This window comes from Sphingomonas naasensis (assembly GCF_004792695.1).
In the GTDB taxonomy this organism is placed as follows: Bacteria; Pseudomonadota; Alphaproteobacteria; order Sphingomonadales; family Sphingomonadaceae; genus Sphingomonas; species Sphingomonas naasensis.
In genome coordinates, this window is sequence record NZ_SRXU01000014.1 from 14,590 (window position 1) to 28,344 (window position 13,755).

The 13,755-nt window shown below is 68.5% G+C and carries 12 protein-coding genes and 1 tRNA gene; 6 read left to right on the plus strand and 7 right to left on the minus strand.

Translation table 11 applies throughout. The annotated features are described in order from the left end of the window. Nucleotides 1–28 precede the first annotated feature (28 nt). Genes E5A74_RS20585 through E5A74_RS20595 form a run of 3 tightly spaced genes read left to right on the plus strand, consistent with a single transcriptional unit; the run spans nucleotide 29 to nucleotide 4,196 of the window. Nucleotides 29–1,909, plus strand: coding sequence for a TonB-dependent receptor plug domain-containing protein (locus E5A74_RS20585; RefSeq protein ID WP_135987509.1), 1,881 nt, complete (start codon nucleotides 29–31; stop codon nucleotides 1,907–1,909). Further along, the gene (locus E5A74_RS20590; protein WP_135987510.1) at nucleotides 1,909–2,460 is read left to right on the plus strand and encodes a TOL_0243 family YfiR-like periplasmic protein; all 552 of its coding nucleotides are present in this window, start codon (nucleotides 1,909–1,911) and stop codon (nucleotides 2,458–2,460) included. Before E5A74_RS20585 ends, E5A74_RS20590 begins: the two co-directional genes overlap by 1 nt. Continuing rightward, a complete protein-coding gene (locus E5A74_RS20595; RefSeq protein WP_135987511.1) occupies nucleotides 2,460–4,196 on the plus strand; it encodes an ATP-binding protein in 1,737 nt (578 codons plus the stop codon). The genes E5A74_RS20590 and E5A74_RS20595 overlap by 1 nt, the downstream gene beginning before the upstream one ends. On the opposite strand, the gene E5A74_RS20600 is transcribed toward E5A74_RS20595, so the two are convergent. The 4 genes from E5A74_RS20600 to cpdR all read right to left on the minus strand — a co-directional run bounded on the left by E5A74_RS20600 (nucleotide 4,183) and on the right by cpdR (nucleotide 7,899). Beyond that, nucleotides 4,183–5,127, minus strand: a complete 945-nt coding sequence (locus E5A74_RS20600) for a methyltransferase (RefSeq protein ID WP_135987512.1) — start codon at nucleotides 5,125–5,127, stop codon at nucleotides 4,183–4,185. The genes E5A74_RS20595 and E5A74_RS20600 overlap by 14 nt on opposite strands. A gap of 47 nt (nucleotides 5,128–5,174) precedes the next feature. After that, complete coding sequence (locus E5A74_RS20605; protein ID WP_206365939.1) at nucleotides 5,175–7,193, minus strand: glycoside hydrolase family 43 protein; 2,019 nt, start codon at nucleotides 7,191–7,193, stop codon at nucleotides 5,175–5,177. Nucleotides 7,194–7,371: 178 nt separating this feature from the next. Continuing rightward, nucleotides 7,372–7,446: transfer RNA gene (locus tag E5A74_RS20610), tRNA-Val, on the minus strand. Nucleotides 7,447–7,524: 78 nt separating this feature from the next. Next, nucleotides 7,525–7,899 (minus strand): cell cycle two-component system response regulator CpdR, encoded by a 375-nt coding sequence (gene cpdR / locus E5A74_RS20615; RefSeq protein WP_135987514.1) that lies wholly within the window; start codon nucleotides 7,897–7,899, stop codon nucleotides 7,525–7,527. A gap of 114 nt (nucleotides 7,900–8,013) precedes the next feature. On the opposite strand from cpdR, the gene E5A74_RS20620 reads away from it, so the two are divergent. Beyond that, nucleotides 8,014–8,859: an N-formylglutamate amidohydrolase gene (locus E5A74_RS20620; protein WP_240699915.1), complete on the plus strand. Its 846-nt coding sequence runs from the start codon at nucleotides 8,014–8,016 to the stop codon at nucleotides 8,857–8,859. A 186-nt stretch (nucleotides 8,860–9,045) separates the two neighbouring features. Here E5A74_RS20620 and E5A74_RS20625 read toward each other — a convergent pair whose 3' ends face one another. The 3 genes from E5A74_RS20625 to E5A74_RS20635 are packed head-to-tail and all read right to left on the minus strand — an operon-like array spanning nucleotide 9,046 to nucleotide 11,872. Continuing rightward, nucleotides 9,046–9,591, minus strand: a complete 546-nt coding sequence (locus E5A74_RS20625; RefSeq protein ID WP_135987515.1) for a cytochrome b — start codon at nucleotides 9,589–9,591, stop codon at nucleotides 9,046–9,048. A gap of 4 nt (nucleotides 9,592–9,595) precedes the next feature. Beyond that, nucleotides 9,596–10,375, minus strand: coding sequence for a SapC family protein (locus E5A74_RS20630; protein ID WP_135987516.1), 780 nt, complete (start codon nucleotides 10,373–10,375; stop codon nucleotides 9,596–9,598). Between the two features lie 48 nt (nucleotides 10,376–10,423). Continuing rightward, on the minus strand, nucleotides 10,424–11,872 hold the full coding sequence (locus E5A74_RS20635; protein ID WP_135987520.1) for an FAD-binding oxidoreductase: 1,449 nt from the start codon (nucleotides 11,870–11,872) through the stop codon (nucleotides 10,424–10,426). Nucleotides 11,873–11,945: 73 nt separating this feature from the next. On the opposite strand from E5A74_RS20635, the gene E5A74_RS20640 reads away from it, so the two are divergent. Then, nucleotides 11,946–12,404, plus strand: coding sequence for a hypothetical protein (locus tag E5A74_RS20640; protein WP_135987517.1), 459 nt, complete (start codon nucleotides 11,946–11,948; stop codon nucleotides 12,402–12,404). A gap of 93 nt (nucleotides 12,405–12,497) precedes the next feature. Further along, on the plus strand, nucleotides 12,498–13,755 hold a 1,258-nt coding region (locus tag E5A74_RS20645), incomplete at its 3' end, for a DEAD/DEAH box helicase (protein WP_135987518.1).

Here is a 13,755-nt window from a genome sequence, read left to right on the forward strand (position 1 = left end):
GGCAGCAGCTGAGCGAGTGCCGGACCTGATGCCAAGACGTTGGTGGGCGCCCCTTCTGATCGTGGCGCCACTTCCCGCCGCCGCCGCGCCTTCGGACGAGCCGCCGCAGCAGCAGGACCTCTCCACCTTGTCGATCGAGGAGCTGGCGCAGCTGCCGGTCCGCTCGGCCTCGAAGCGCGAGGAGCCGCTCGCCACCGTCCCCAATGCGACGACGGTGATCACCGGCGACGATATTCTCCGCTCGCCCGCCACCGCGATCCCCGAGCTGCTCCGCCAGGCGCCCGGGCTGCAGATCCAACGGCTCAACACCACCCAATATGCGATCAGCGCGCGCGGCTTCGGCGGCTATGAGCCGTCGAACAAGCTGCTCCTGCTGATCGACGGGCGCAGCGGCTATTCGACGCTGCATTCGGGGATATTCTGGGAGCTACGCTCGCCGCTGCTCGAGGACATCGCCCAGATCGACGTGATCACCGGGCCGGGCGGCACGCTCTATGGGCCCAACGCCGTCAACGGCGTGATCAGCATCCAGTCGAAGACCGCGTTCGACGCGCAGGGCGGGCTGGTCCGCGCCACCGCCGGCGCGCGCGAGCGGACCGCGGGCGCGCGCTACGGCTTCGCGCTCGGCGACGATGCCGCGGTCCGCGTCTATGCCAATGGCTATGATCGCGAGGGCATGCCCGGCGGAGACGGCCTCGCCGATGTCGACGATGCGATACGCGGCTGGCAGGCGGGCTTCCGCGCCGATGTCCGCGGCGAGGCCGATCGCTTCACGCTGCAGGGCGACCTGTTCCGTAGCGACCGTTTCCTCGCGCCGGGCGACGGCAATCGCGGCCACAACCTCATCGCGCGCTGGAACCATGATCTGACCGCGAGTTCGTCGCTCCAGCTCCAGACATGGTACGACTATTTCCGCCGCGAGGAGCTGCGCACCACCGACGTGCTCGAGACCTTCGACGCCGAGCTCCAGTACAACCTCGCCAGCGGCGTCCACGATCTCGTCGCCGGCGCGGGGGTGCGCACGACGCGCGATTCGTTCGACAATCAGCTCAACGCCTTCCGCCTCGATCCACGGAGCGCCAGGTTGTGGATCGGCAATGCCTTCGTCCAGGACCGGATCGCGCTCTCGTCGCGGCTCGCGCTCACCGCCGGGTTCAAGCTCGAAAGCTCGTCCTATACCGGCGTCCAGTTCCTCCCCAGCCTGCGCCTCGGCTGGCAGCTCGACGCGCGCAACCTGCTCTGGGCCGCGGTGTCGCGCGCGGTGCGCACGCCGTCGCGGATCGACCGCGACATCACCGAACCGACTTTGGTCGCCAAGGCGCCGGACTTCGCGGCGGAGAAGGTCACGGCTTGGGAGCTCGGCTATCGCGGCCAGCCTGGTCCGAACACCTCGGTTTCGGTCTCGCTCTACTATAATGGCTGGCGAGACCTGCGCAGCGTGACCTTCATCGGCAATCCCTTCCCGCTCCAGCTCGCCAACGATCTGCGCGGCCATGTCTACGGCGTCGAGGCGTCGGCGACGCAGCAGCTCGCGCCATGGTGGCGCGTCACCGCGGGCGCGGCGTGGCTGCACAAGGGATTCCGCGTCCGCCCGGGCGCAGTCGACGTCAGCGCCGGCGCCTCGCTCGGCCAGGATCCCGACTATCAGCTCAGCCTCCGCTCGCAGATCACGCTGCCGCAAGGCGTGTTGTTCGACCTCGGCCTGCGCGCGGTCGACGGGTTCGACGCGCCGCCAGTGGACGGCTATGTCGAGGCCGACGCCCGGCTGAGCGTGCGGCTCGCCGAGCAAATCGAGCTCTATCTCGCCGGCGAGAATCTGCTTCACGACCGCCATCTCGAGAGCAATGACGTGCAACGCGCCCAGTGGATCCGGCGCAGCGTCTATGCCGGAACGCGATTGCGCTTCTGATGCGGCGCGCGGCGCTCCTGCTCGCGCTCGGTGCGATCGCGGCGCCGCTGCCCGCCGCGGCGCCGGCGCGCGCGCAGGCGAGCGAGGAGGCGATCAAGGCCGCGTTCCTGCCCAAGTTCGTCCGCTACATCGCGCTCCCCACGGGCTCGCAGCCCGAGGCGGAACAGCCTTATTATCTCTGCGTGATCGGGCGTGATCCGTTCGGCGCGACGCTCGACCGCGCCGCGGCGAGCGAGGCGATCGACGGCCATCCGGTCGCGGTGCGGCGCTTCGCCAATGCCGACGCGCCCGCCATCGCCGGCTGCCACGTCGCCTTCGTCGCCGGCGCGAACGACCAGCAGACCGCCGACACGCTCGCCGCGCTGCGCAGCCAGGCGACGCTCACCATCACCGACAGCCGCTGGAGCAAATCGCGCGGGATGATCCATTTCACCGTCGCCGCCGGACGCGTGCGCTTCCATATCGACGATGCCGCCGCCGCCGCTTGCGGCATCGCGGTCAGCTCGCGCCTGCTTGCATTGGCGATCGATGTGAAGCAGCGGACTCCCTGATGCGGATCGAGGACATCACCGGCCGCTGGCGCGGCTTTCCGATCGCGGTCACCGGCGCGCTGGTCGCGTTGCTTCTCCTCGCCGGCATCCTGATCGTCGCGCAGGGCGAATCGAGCTATCTCGCGCAGGAGCAGCGCGAGACCCACGCCCAGGCCGACATCCTCGCCGCCAGCGTCGCCGCCGCGCTCGACTTCGGCGATGCCGCCGCGGCGCGCGAATCGGTCGAGACGCTGCGCGTGAACCCGCAGATCCGCATGGCCGCGATCTACGACCGCGCGGGCGCGCTGGTCGCCGGCTACGCGCCCGAAGGGACCACGCCGCCCGGCCGGATCGAAACGACGGCATCGAGCGGCGCCGATGCCATCGTCTCGAAAGCCCCGGTGACCCGCGCCGGCAAGCAGCTCGGCACCGCGCTCGTCGCCGTTGATCCCCAGCCCTTTTCGACCCGGTTGCGCCGCTATCTGATCGTCGGCCTGCTCGTCGCGATGGCGGCGCTGGTCGCGGTGATATTGGGCCTCGCGCAAGTGACGCTCGGCCGCGCCAATCACGAGCTCGAATCGCGCGCCGCGGCGCTGACCGCGGCCAATGCCGAGCTCACCCATCAGATCAACGAGCGCGCCAAGGCCGAGGAGCAGCTGCGCCAAGCCCAGAAGATGCAGGCGCTCGGCCAGCTCACCGGCGGGATCGCGCACGACTTCAACAATCTGCTGACCGTGATCCAGGGCTCCGCCGACATGCTGCAGCGGCCGGGCCTGGCCGAAGATCGCCGCAAGCGCTTCGCCGACGCGATCGTCGAGGCGGCGTCGCGCGCCGCGGCGCTGACCAGCCAGCTGCTCGCCTTCGCGCGGCGCCAGCCGCTCAAGCCAGAAGTCATCGACGTCAACCAGATGATCGCGGGGATGACCGAGCTGCTCGACCGCGCGCTGGGCGAGCGGGTGATCGTCGAGACCGCGCTCGTCGCCGAAGCCTGCACCGTCGAGGCCGATCGCGCGCAGCTCGTCTCGGCGGTGCTCAACATCGCGGTCAATGCCCGCGACGCTATGCCCGAAGGGGGCACGCTGCGCATCGCCACCGAGCGGCGGGAAGGCGAGCACAGCCCGATGATCGCGCTTTCGGTGTCCGATACCGGCAGCGGCATGGATGCCGCGACGATCGAGCGCGCCATGGAGCCCTTCTTCACCACCAAGGCGGCGGGCAAGGGCACCGGGCTCGGGCTCAGCCAGGTCTATGGCTTCGCGTCGCAATCGGGCGGCGACCTGCGGATCGAGAGCACCCCCGGCCACGGCACGCGCGTCACCATCCTGCTTCCGGGCAGCGATCGTGCGTCGGCGGCGGAGCAGGAGCGGCGGACCGTCACCGGGGGCGACCGCACCGGATCGGTCCTGCTCGTCGAGGACAATGAGGAAGTCGGCGAGTTCGCCGAGGCCTTGCTGCGCGAGCTCGGACACAGCGTCGTGCGCGCCCGATCGGGCAACGAGGCGCTCGAGGTCGCGCGCGCGGCGCGGTTCGACGTGGTGCTCAGCGACGTGGTGATGCCGGGGATGAGCGGGCTCGAGCTCGCCGAGACGCTCGCCACCGCCTGTCCCGCGCTGCCGGTGATTCTGACCACGGGCTATAGCGACGAGATCGCGCGCTCGGGCACCGGCGGCCGGCCGGTGCTGCTCAAGCCCTATCGGCTCGACGCGCTCGCCTCGGTGATCGACGACGCGCTGCGCGACGGCGCTACCGCTTCGTGAAGATCGCCGCGACGACGGCGATGCGATCCACCTCGGCATAGGCCGCATTGTCGAGTTCCTCGCCGAACATGTCGGGGTCGAGCTCGCGATAGTCGAGCCGGCAATCCAACTTGGCCGCCAGCCCGGCGAGCGCCGCGCCGAGCAGGTCCTCGCCGCGCACGATCGCGCTGCCGGTGTAAAGGATCAGCCTGCCCTGCGGCGAGAGCCGCGCCACCGCCATCCGCGCCATATCGACCGACACCTGCCCGCCATACATCGCGCCCCCGTCGCGATAGGTCCGCGCCCCGGGATCGATGATATAGGGCGGGTTGGCGAGCGCGAGATCGATCGCGCCGTCGATCGGACGTAGGTCGCCGCTCTCGACCGCGCGTATCGCAACCCCGGCGGCGCGGGCGTTCACCGCGGCCAGCCGCAGCGCGCGAGGGTTCACGTCGGTCATTACGACTCGCGCTTCGGGACACAAAATCGCCGCGACGATCGCCCCCACGCCGGCCCCGGTTCCGATGTCCACGATCGTACCGCCCGCCGGCTTCGCCCCAGCGAGCTCGGCCGCGATCAAATCGGCGAAGCGATAGCTGTCGGGGCCGAAGAACACCGAGTCCTCCGCCTCGGTCGGATAGGCGGAATGGAGAAACAGCCGCTCCCGGAGCGATGCGACCCGCAGCACGCTGCGCAGCAACGCGCCGGTCCGCTCGATCGCGCCCGCTGCTTCGAGCAGGGCGAGAATCTCGGGATCGAGCGTGGTGGGCGCGAAGGGCAGGCTCCAGCCGAGGATATCGGCGAGATCGCGCGCGACGCGGCGATCGGGACGCGCGATCACCCGCGCATGCGTCGCGGGGGTCGGCGTGACGAAGCGATAGCCGCGGCGGCGAAGCGCATCGAGCAATCGCAGCAGCGCTGCATCGGCTTCGGTCAGGCCTGGTCCGGTCATCGAAGCTCCGCGAAGTCGAACGTTTCGCCAAAGCCTCGGGCGCGCTCTCAGTTCCGCACGGTCACCACGAAGCGGGCATGGTCCGCATGATCGGGCCGCGCGCCGGGGCTCGTCGCCGAGACCTGGCCGCTCGCCGGATCGACGGTGAGATAGCGCTCGCTCGCCAGCGACATCAGCATCGGCTCGCCATAGATCGATTCCATCCATTGGAAGGTCTCGGCCTTGCCCGCTTCGCCCGGCTTGAGCCAGGCGTCGCCGGTAGCGTTGATCGAGAGATGGCCCTTGTCGAGCGCCAGCGCGACGCGGCCCTGCCCGCGATCGACGATCCGGAAGCGCGCCGCTTCGCCTGCGTCCGCACGCGCCACCACCGAAGTTTCGTGCAGCGCGAGCGACAAGGCCGGTTCGCCCAGCGCCAGCGTCACCTGCTTGCCGAAGGGGATGGCATGCATCAGCCCCCGGGGCTGCGGCTCCTCGACCGCGAAGGAATCGAAATCGGCATAGCCGCCGGCCCGCCCGCGATCGTTGAAGGCGAACAGCGTGTAGCGGATGCCCTGGAACGTCTTGAGCTGGAACGCCATCACGAACGGATCGCCGATCGCAGTGAAGCGCTTGCCGTCGAGGCTGTATTCGAAGTGCGCGCGCTCGGTGAGATAGTCGCAATCGGCGCGCAGCCAGATGCGTTTGCCGGCGAACGGCACCCGCACCGTCTTGTCGCCGCGCTGATCGCGGAACTCGACGAACTGCCGCCCGCCCTCGCGCCGGACGCCGAGCGTGCGCCACGGCAGCCCGAGCAGCCCCAGCCCGGCGACGTCGCCCTCGCGCAGCCCGCCGGTCTCGAGCACCGTCATCGGCAAGGACCGCGGCCCGATCGCGCGCTGGGTGAGCGTGTTGCGCGCGCTGAAGAAATCGGTGGCCGGGAGCGTGTGCAGCCGCAGGAATCCGCGGCGCGCGGCCAGCGACCAGCGCGCATCGTCGGGGACGTGGTTCCACTGCCAGATCCGCCCGAGCGCGGGCCCGGCGAAGCCGTCATCGCGGACATAGGGCGCGGACGGCCGCTGCGCGACGCCGGTGGCGGGCTTGCGCCACGTTCGCGGGGTTCGGCCAAGATTGCCGGGCAGCCCGAAATAGGGCCAGCCGTCCTTCCACGTCACCGGCGACAGCCCGGTCAGCCTTCCCAGCGAATTGTAATCGGTCATCGAGAAGCCCCACCATTCGCCCTGCGGGGTCTGAACGATGCCGCCCTGGTGAAGGACGTTGCGGCCGGGCGTGGTGGTCGGCGGGGCGATGTCGAAGGGCGGTTTGGGCTCGCCGCGGTGGCGATAGCCCTCCGCGCTGCCCCAGCCTTCGTCGAGGCTGATCGCGTGGTTCACCTCATACGGGCCATAGGGCTTGTCGGCGCGCGCCATCGGCATGCGCATCCGCCCGGAGAACCATGCGCTGGTGATGTAATAGCGCCCGTCGATCTTGTAGAGATGCGCGCCTTCGCCCATCCCTTGCTCGGCCTTGATGATCACCCGTTCGCTGCCGGGGACGATATCGTCGAGCGCGTCGTTGAGCTGCGCCATCCGCACTTCGCGATAGCCCCACACGACATAGACCTTGCCGTCGTCGTCGAACAGCACGCCGAGATCGTGGAGCGAGCGCTTCATCGGCGTGCGCGTCCATGGCCCCGCCGGATTGGTCGCGCGGAAGACCTGCGTGGTATGCCCGTTGACGTTCGAGAAGATGTAGAAAGTGCCGTTGTGGTAGCGGAAGCTGGGTGCCCAGATGCCCTGCCCATACATGCTCTTGCCGGCTTCGAGCCGCATGTCCGGGCCGAGATCGAGCCGATCGAAGGCGTAGCCGAGCAGCTCCCAGTTCACCAGATCGCGCGAGTGCAGGATCGGCAGGCCCGGCATGGTATGGTTCGTGGTGCCGGTGAGATAATAGTCGTCGCCGACCCGGATCATGTCGGGATCGGAAAACTCGTCGTAGAACAGCGGATTGGTGAAGGTGCCGTCGCCATTGTCGGCGGTCCAGGTCTGCGCCGCCGCCGGCAGCGGTGCAACGCCAAGAAGCAGTGCCATCCACAGCCGCGATGCCCCGACCATCATCCCCTCCATCCTCTTGTTCCGGCCTGCGCTATTGGCGCGCGGGACCGCGAGTCAATGGATTTGTCAGATTAATTCGATCGAAGCGCGCGGGAGCAGTCCGGTCGTCAAAACATAAAACCCCGCCGGGCCAGAGGCACGGCGGGGTTTTGAATGGTGGGCGTGGCAAGGATTGAACTTGCGACCCCTGCGATGTCAACACAGTGCTCTACCACTGAGCTACACGCCCCCAAGGAGGGCGGGCTTTAGCGGGGCTTTCGGGCCCGCGCAAGCGCCCCTGAACCGGAAAAATCGATTCCCGGCAAAATCAGTTGAAGCCGGCATTCTCCGACTGGAACATGCGGTCGACCTCGAGGACGAGATCGCGCAGATGGAAGGGCTTGGAGAGCACGCGCGCCTGCGGAACCTGCTTGCCCGCCTTGAGCGTCACCGCGGCGAAGCCGGTGATGAACATCACCCGCATCTCGGGCGCCATCTCGCTCGCGCGCTGGGCCAGCTCGATCCCGTCCATCTCGGGCATCACGATATCGGTCAGCAGCAGATCGAATCGCTCGGTCTCGAGCAGCGGAATCGCCTCGGTGCCACGATCGACCGCGCTGACCGCATAGCCCGAGCGTTCTAGCGCCCGGGTGAGGTATTCCCGCATCACGCGGTCATCCTCGGCCAACAGAATCCGGATCATCGCTACCCCAAACGTTCACAGGCGGTCATCCTATGCGCAAAGCCTTTAAAAAATTCCAGCGCCATCGCACCCGAACGATTGCTGACAAGGCATTCCGTGCCTAGTCAGGGATCAGTGACGGCGACGCTTTCCTTCGCGCGCCACGGCCCGGCCGAGCCTTTCACACCGGTCGTGCTCTCGGTGCCCCATGCGGGTCGCGATTATCCGCTTCCGCTGCGTGCGGCGTTGCGCGTGCCGCTCGCCGCGCTCAAGGGGCTCGAGGATCGCTATGCCGATGCGCTGGGGCTCGATGCGCGCCGCACCGAGACGCTGTTCGTCGCGCAACGCGCCCGCGCCTGGATCGATCTCAACCGCGCCGAGCACGAGCGCGATCCGCGACTCGACGATGGCGCGATCGCGAGCGGTCGTCCGCAATCCGCCAAGCTGCGCAGCGGACTCGGGCTGGTGCCGCGCCGCGTCGGCAATTCGGGCGACATCTGGCAGCGCCGCCTCTCCGGCGACGAGGTCCAGATGCGGATCCATGCCGATCACCGCCCCTATCATGCCGCGCTCTCGGCGGCGCTCGCCTCGGCGCGTGCGCGCTTCGGCGTGGCGGTGCTGATCGACGTGCATTCGATGCCGTCGCTGGGGCCGCCGGCGAGCGCGCCGCGGCTCGTATTGGGCGATCGATTCGGCAAGGCGGCGGCGGCGCGGTTCACCGGGCGGATCGAAAGCGTCGCGCGCGCGCACGGCGTGGCGACTGCGATCAACGCGCCTTATTCGGGCGGGCATATCCTCGAGCGGCATGGCGAGCCGCGGCGCGGCATCCACGCCATCCAGCTCGAATTCGATCGCGCGCTCTATCTCGATGAAGCGCTGGACGGACCGGGGGCGGGGTTGCCCGCGACCGCGAACCTGCTCCGCGCGATCCTCGACGCGGTGACCGACGAGGCGCTGCCCAATGCGATCGCGGCCGAATAGCCATAAAAAAACCACCTCGCGCACAAGGCACGAGGTGGCCAAGGTTCAGGGAGGAGACACGCCCGAAGGCGTGCCGCACGGCCTCGCGAAAGGGGGGACACGACGCCGTACCCAGTAAATATAGGTGAGACGGCAAGGAGTTCAAGGCCTCGCGCCGAACTGCGGGGAAGCGTGCGGCGGGGACGCTCAGCCGTGACGATCGGCCCAGGGAAGCATCCGCACGAGCACGCGATCTCGCAGCAGGAAGTGGTGCCGCAGCGCCGCTGCGATATGCAGCACGACCAGCGCCGTCATCAGCAGCCCGAGCAGTTCGTGCGCCTCGTGCGCGGCCCCGGCAGCCCCACTCGACACCGGCAGCAACGGCAAGTCGAAGAGGCCGAACCAGCTGACCGGGCGCGGGCGTTCGGGGTTGGACGAGAAGATCCAGCCGGTCAGCGGGAGGATCAGCAACAGCGCGTAAAATAGCCAGTGCAGGCTGTTGGCGAGCGCCCTCTCCCACCCCGGCACGGCCTCGGGAAGCGCTGGCGGGCGATGGGTGAGCCGCCAGCCGAGCCGCGCGATGCTGAGCACCAGCACGGTCGCGCCGATCGCCTTGTGCAGCGGCATCACGCGCAGACCAGCGAGCAGCGTCTCGTGGAACAGCCCGATGAAGAGATTGACGAGGACCAGCGCGGCGATCGCCCAGTGGAAGGCGATCGCCCCCCGGTTGTAGCGATCGCCGCGCAGCGCCATCAGCTCAGGCCGGCGTCACCAGCTGCGGCTGCGGCATCTTGCCGAGGCGAACCTGACGGCCGAAGATGTCGCGCATCAGCGCGAGCGAGAACAGATGCGCATAGATCAGCGGCAGCATGCCGTTCTGGACGATCTTGCGCAGCTGATCGCCGCGCAGCTCGTTGAGCTTGTTCTCGTCGATCATCATGAAGCCGCGATAGATGAACGGCTGCTCATTGCCTTCCTGCTGGATGGTGACTTCGCCGTCCATCAGCAGGCCGAGCTCCTTGAGGTCCTTCATGAACATCGCGGTGCGCGCGCCGGCCTGTTCGAACTGCTCGTTGAACTGGAGGATGTTCTTGGTGGTCTCGGTCGGCTCGCCATTGTCGAACAGCTTGTCGCCTTCCTCGAACGCGCCGATCGTGTCCGACGACGGATCGAAGCAGAGCGAGAGCTCGTCGGTGTCCGGACGCAGCCGGGCGAGCAGATAGGGATAGCGGCGGATATAGGCCGGCACGTAGAAATTCGGCTCGAGCAGCGTGCCTTCTTCGTCGAAGAAGGTGTTCACGCCGTCGTTCAGGCCCATCAGCGCGAGCGGCACGGGATCCTCGCCCACCGAGAACACGATCGGCATGTAGCGCTGGACCAGCGGGAATTCCTCGACGGTCACCGGGACGGCATGCTGCTTCGCGAGGAACGGCGCCTTGTCGCGGATGCGAATGCGGAAATCGGCGTGCGTCTGGCTCGAAAGCGGTTCGAGCTGGTTGTAGAACAACGGAAGCGACTGTTGTGGCGCGCTGGCCATCCGAAACTCTCCTGAAGTAATGCTTGAGACTATAAGTCGCGCGAAGGTCTATGGGCTCGCGGCGTCGGGCGCAAGCGCGACCAGTTTGCCCGGATTGAGAATCCCGCGCGGATCGAGCGCCGCCTTGATGGCCCGCAATACGGTCATGCGCGAAGGCGCGCTCAGTCTTTCGAGCTCAGCGCGCTTCATCTGGCCGATACCATGCTCGGCCGAGATCGACCCGCCGGCTGCGACGACCATGTCATGGACATGCGACGAAATCCGCGGGCCATCCTCGGCATACCAGACCGCAGGGTCGACTCCCGCGGGCGCGCGGACATGGAAGTGGACATTGCCGTCGCCGAGATGGCCGTACGCCACCGCCTCGGTCCCCGGAAAGCGCGCCTCGGCCTCGGCGCCGCCCTCGATCATGAAGCGCGGCATGTCCTCGACGGGCACCGAGATGTCGTGCTGCAGCGCCGGGCCGCCGGCGCGCTCGGCCTCGGAGATCGAGTGGCGGATGCGCCAGAAGCTCTCGGCCTGCGCCTCGCTCGCCGCGATCACCGCGTCGGCGGCGAGCCCCTGCTCGAGCGCGGGCGCGAGCAGCCGCTCGAGCAAAGCCGCAGGCGGCTCGGCGGCGGCGTCGGTCGCCACGGCTTCGATCAGCACGTGCCAGGGCTGCGCGCTGGCGAGCGGCCGGCGGGTACCCGGCACATGGCGCAGCACCAGTTCGAGCGTCTTGTCGGGCAGGATCTCGAAGCTCTCGACCGCGCTGGTCCCCGCCTCGAGCCTGCGCAGCAGCGCGAGCGCGCTGGCCGGACTCTCCACCCCCACCCACGCGACCGCGCGCGAGACCATCCCCGGCACCAGCCGCAGCGTCGCCGCGGTGACGATGCCGAGCGTGCCCTCGGCTCCGATCAGCAGCTGGTTGAGGTCATAGCCGCGATTGTCCTTCTTGAGCGCGGCGATGCCGTTGTGGATCGATCCGTCGGGCAGCACTGCCTCGACCCCGGCGACGAGGCTGCGCATCGTCCCGAAGCGGAGCACCTGCGTGCCGCCGGCATTGGTCGAGACCAGCCCACCGATCGTCGCGCTGCCGCGCGCCCCGAGATCGAGCGGGAAGCGCCGCCCGGCCGCTTCGGCGGCGGCGCGCAGATCGGCGAGGATCACCCCGGCTTCGGCGACCGCGAGGTTGCTTTCCGGCGACAGCGAGCGGATCCGGTTCATCCGGCGGAGCGACAGCAGCAGCGCCGAGCCGTCGGCGGGCGGGGTCGCCCCGCCGACCATCCCGGTATTGCCGCCCTGCGGGACGAGCGCGACGCCGGCATCGGCGGCGAGCGCGACGATCGCGGCGACTTCGTCGGTCGTGCCCGGCGACAGCAGCGCCGGCGCCTGGCCGTGATAGCGCCCGCGCCAGTCGCTCAGCCACGGTGCGATCGCCTGCGGATCGGTCGTCGCGGCCTTGGGACCGAAGCGGTGCAGGACGGTCTCGACAAGCTGGCGCTGTGCTGGTGTCATGGCCGCGCCGATTAGCACGCGGCGCATCAGTTCATCCACTGTTCAAAACTGAGCCGTAATAGCCCCACCAGACATGTTGAACCCGCTGATTGCCGCCTCCGGTCTGCTGATGCTGCTCGCTGCCCCGGCTTCGACGCCGGAGCCGCTCGACTGGGATATGGTCGCCGAGCAGCTCCAGCAGCAGCGCCTCACCATCCATGTGCCGCGGGTGACGTTCCGCACCACGACGATCATCGTGCGTCCCGCGCGCCCGGTCGCGCTGGTCGAGAAGAAGGCGGACGATTGCGTGAAGATGGAGGATCTTGCGGGATTCTCGGTCAATCGCTTCGACAGCGTCGATCTGGTGCTCAAGAACGGCGCACTGCTCCGCGCCAAGCTCGGCAACGACTGCCCGGCGCTCGGCTTCTATGGCGGGTTCTACGTCAAGGCGAACAAGGACAGGAAGATGTGCGCCAAGCGCGACTCGATTCGGTCGCGTTCGGGCCGGCAATGCGCGGTCCAGTCCTTCGCATCGCTGGTTCCGGCACGCTGAACGTCGCGCGCCGCTTGACATCGCCGGACAAATCCGCAAGCGCGTGAAGGCTTTGGCGGCGTGGGCGACCACGCCCGATTTCCGGAAAAATGCATGAGCTTTGCCGATCTCGGCCTGTCTGACGAACTCCTGCGCGCGGTGACCGACGCGGGCTATACCGACCCGACTCCGATCCAGCGCCAGGCGATCCCGTCCGTGCTAATGGGCAAGGATCTGATCGGCATCGCCCAGACCGGCACCGGCAAGACCGCGGCCTTCGTGCTGCCGATGATCGACATCCTCGGCGAGGGGCGCACCCGCGCGCTGATGCCGCGGAGCCTGATCCTCGAGCCGACCCGCGAGCTCGCCGCGCAGGTCGCCGAGAATTTCGTCAAATACGGCACCAACCACAAGCTCTCGATGGCGCTCCTCATCGGCGGCGTGCAGATGGGCGATCAGGTCAAGGCGCTCGAGAAGGGCGTCGACGTGCTGATCGCCACCCCGGGCCGGCTGATGGACCTGTTCGGCCGCGGCAAGATCCTGCTCACCGGCTGCAACCTGCTGGTGATCGACGAGGCCGACCGGATGCTCGACATGGGGTTCATCCCCGACATCGAGGAAATCTGCACCAAGCTGCCCAAGAACCGCCAGACGCTGCTGTTCTCGGCGACGATGCCCCCCGTGATCAAGAAGCTGGCGGACAAGTTCCTCAACGACCCCAAGCGAGTCGAGGTCGCCCGCCCCGCGACGACCAACACCAACATCACCCAGCGCATCGTCGAGGTGCCAGGCAGCGCCTTCGCCAAGCGCGAGGTGCTGCGCACGCTGCTGCAGGAAGACGACGTCACCACCGCGATCATCTTCTGCAACCGCAAGACCACGGTGCGCGAGCTCAACAAGAGCCTCAAGAAGCACGGCTTCCGCTCGGCCGAGATCCATGGCGACATGGACCAGCCGGCGCGCATCGCCGAGCTCGACCGCTTCAAGGCCGGCGACGTCAACATCCTCGTCGCCTCCGACGTCGCCGCGCGCGGGCTCGACATCAAGGGCGTCAGCCACGTCTATAATTTCGACGCGCCGTGGCATCCCGACGATTACGTCCACCGCATCGGCCGCACCGGCCGCGCCGGCGCCACCGGCACCGCCTATACGCTGGTCGCTCCCGACGATGCCGAGAACATCGCCGAGATCGAGAAGCTGACCGGCCAGAAGATCGAGCGCGTCAAAGTCAAGGGCGCGGACAAGGGCGGCGACGCCCCCCGCGCCGAAGCCGCGCCGAAGCGCGAGCCCAGCGCGCGCCGCCGCGGCGGTCGCAAGGCCGAGGCCGAGGCCGAGCGCGAAGCGGCGCCGAAGCGCGCGCCCGAGCCGGTGC

Bases quoted from the DNA above. Each gene is read 5' to 3' on its own strand.
- E5A74_RS20585 (WP_135987509.1), top strand. From the start codon at position 29: ATGCCAAGACGTTGGTGGGCGCCCCTTCTGATCGTGGCGCCACTTCCC.
- E5A74_RS20590 (WP_135987510.1), top strand. From the start codon at position 1,909: ATGCGGCGCGCGGCGCTCCTGCTCGCGCTCGGTGCGATCGCGGCGCCG.
- E5A74_RS20595 (WP_135987511.1), top strand. From the start codon at position 2,460: ATGCGGATCGAGGACATCACCGGCCGCTGGCGCGGCTTTCCGATCGCG.
- E5A74_RS20600 (WP_135987512.1), bottom strand. From the start codon at position 5,127: ATGACCGGACCAGGCCTGACCGAAGCCGATGCAGCGCTGCTGCGATTG.
- E5A74_RS20605 (WP_206365939.1), bottom strand. From the start codon at position 7,193: ATGGCACTGCTTCTTGGCGTTGCACCGCTGCCGGCGGCGGCGCAGACC.
- cpdR (WP_135987514.1), bottom strand. From the start codon at position 7,899: ATGATCCGGATTCTGTTGGCCGAGGATGACCGCGTGATGCGGGAATAC.
- E5A74_RS20625 (WP_135987515.1), bottom strand. From the start codon at position 9,591: ATGGCGCTGCGCGGCGATCGCTACAACCGGGGGGCGATCGCCTTCCAC.
- E5A74_RS20630 (WP_135987516.1), bottom strand. From the start codon at position 10,375: ATGGCCAGCGCGCCACAACAGTCGCTTCCGTTGTTCTACAACCAGCTC.
- E5A74_RS20635 (WP_135987520.1), bottom strand. From the start codon at position 11,872: ATGACACCAGCACAGCGCCAGCTTGTCGAGACCGTCCTGCACCGCTTC.
- E5A74_RS20640 (WP_135987517.1), top strand. From the start codon at position 11,946: ATGTTGAACCCGCTGATTGCCGCCTCCGGTCTGCTGATGCTGCTCGCT.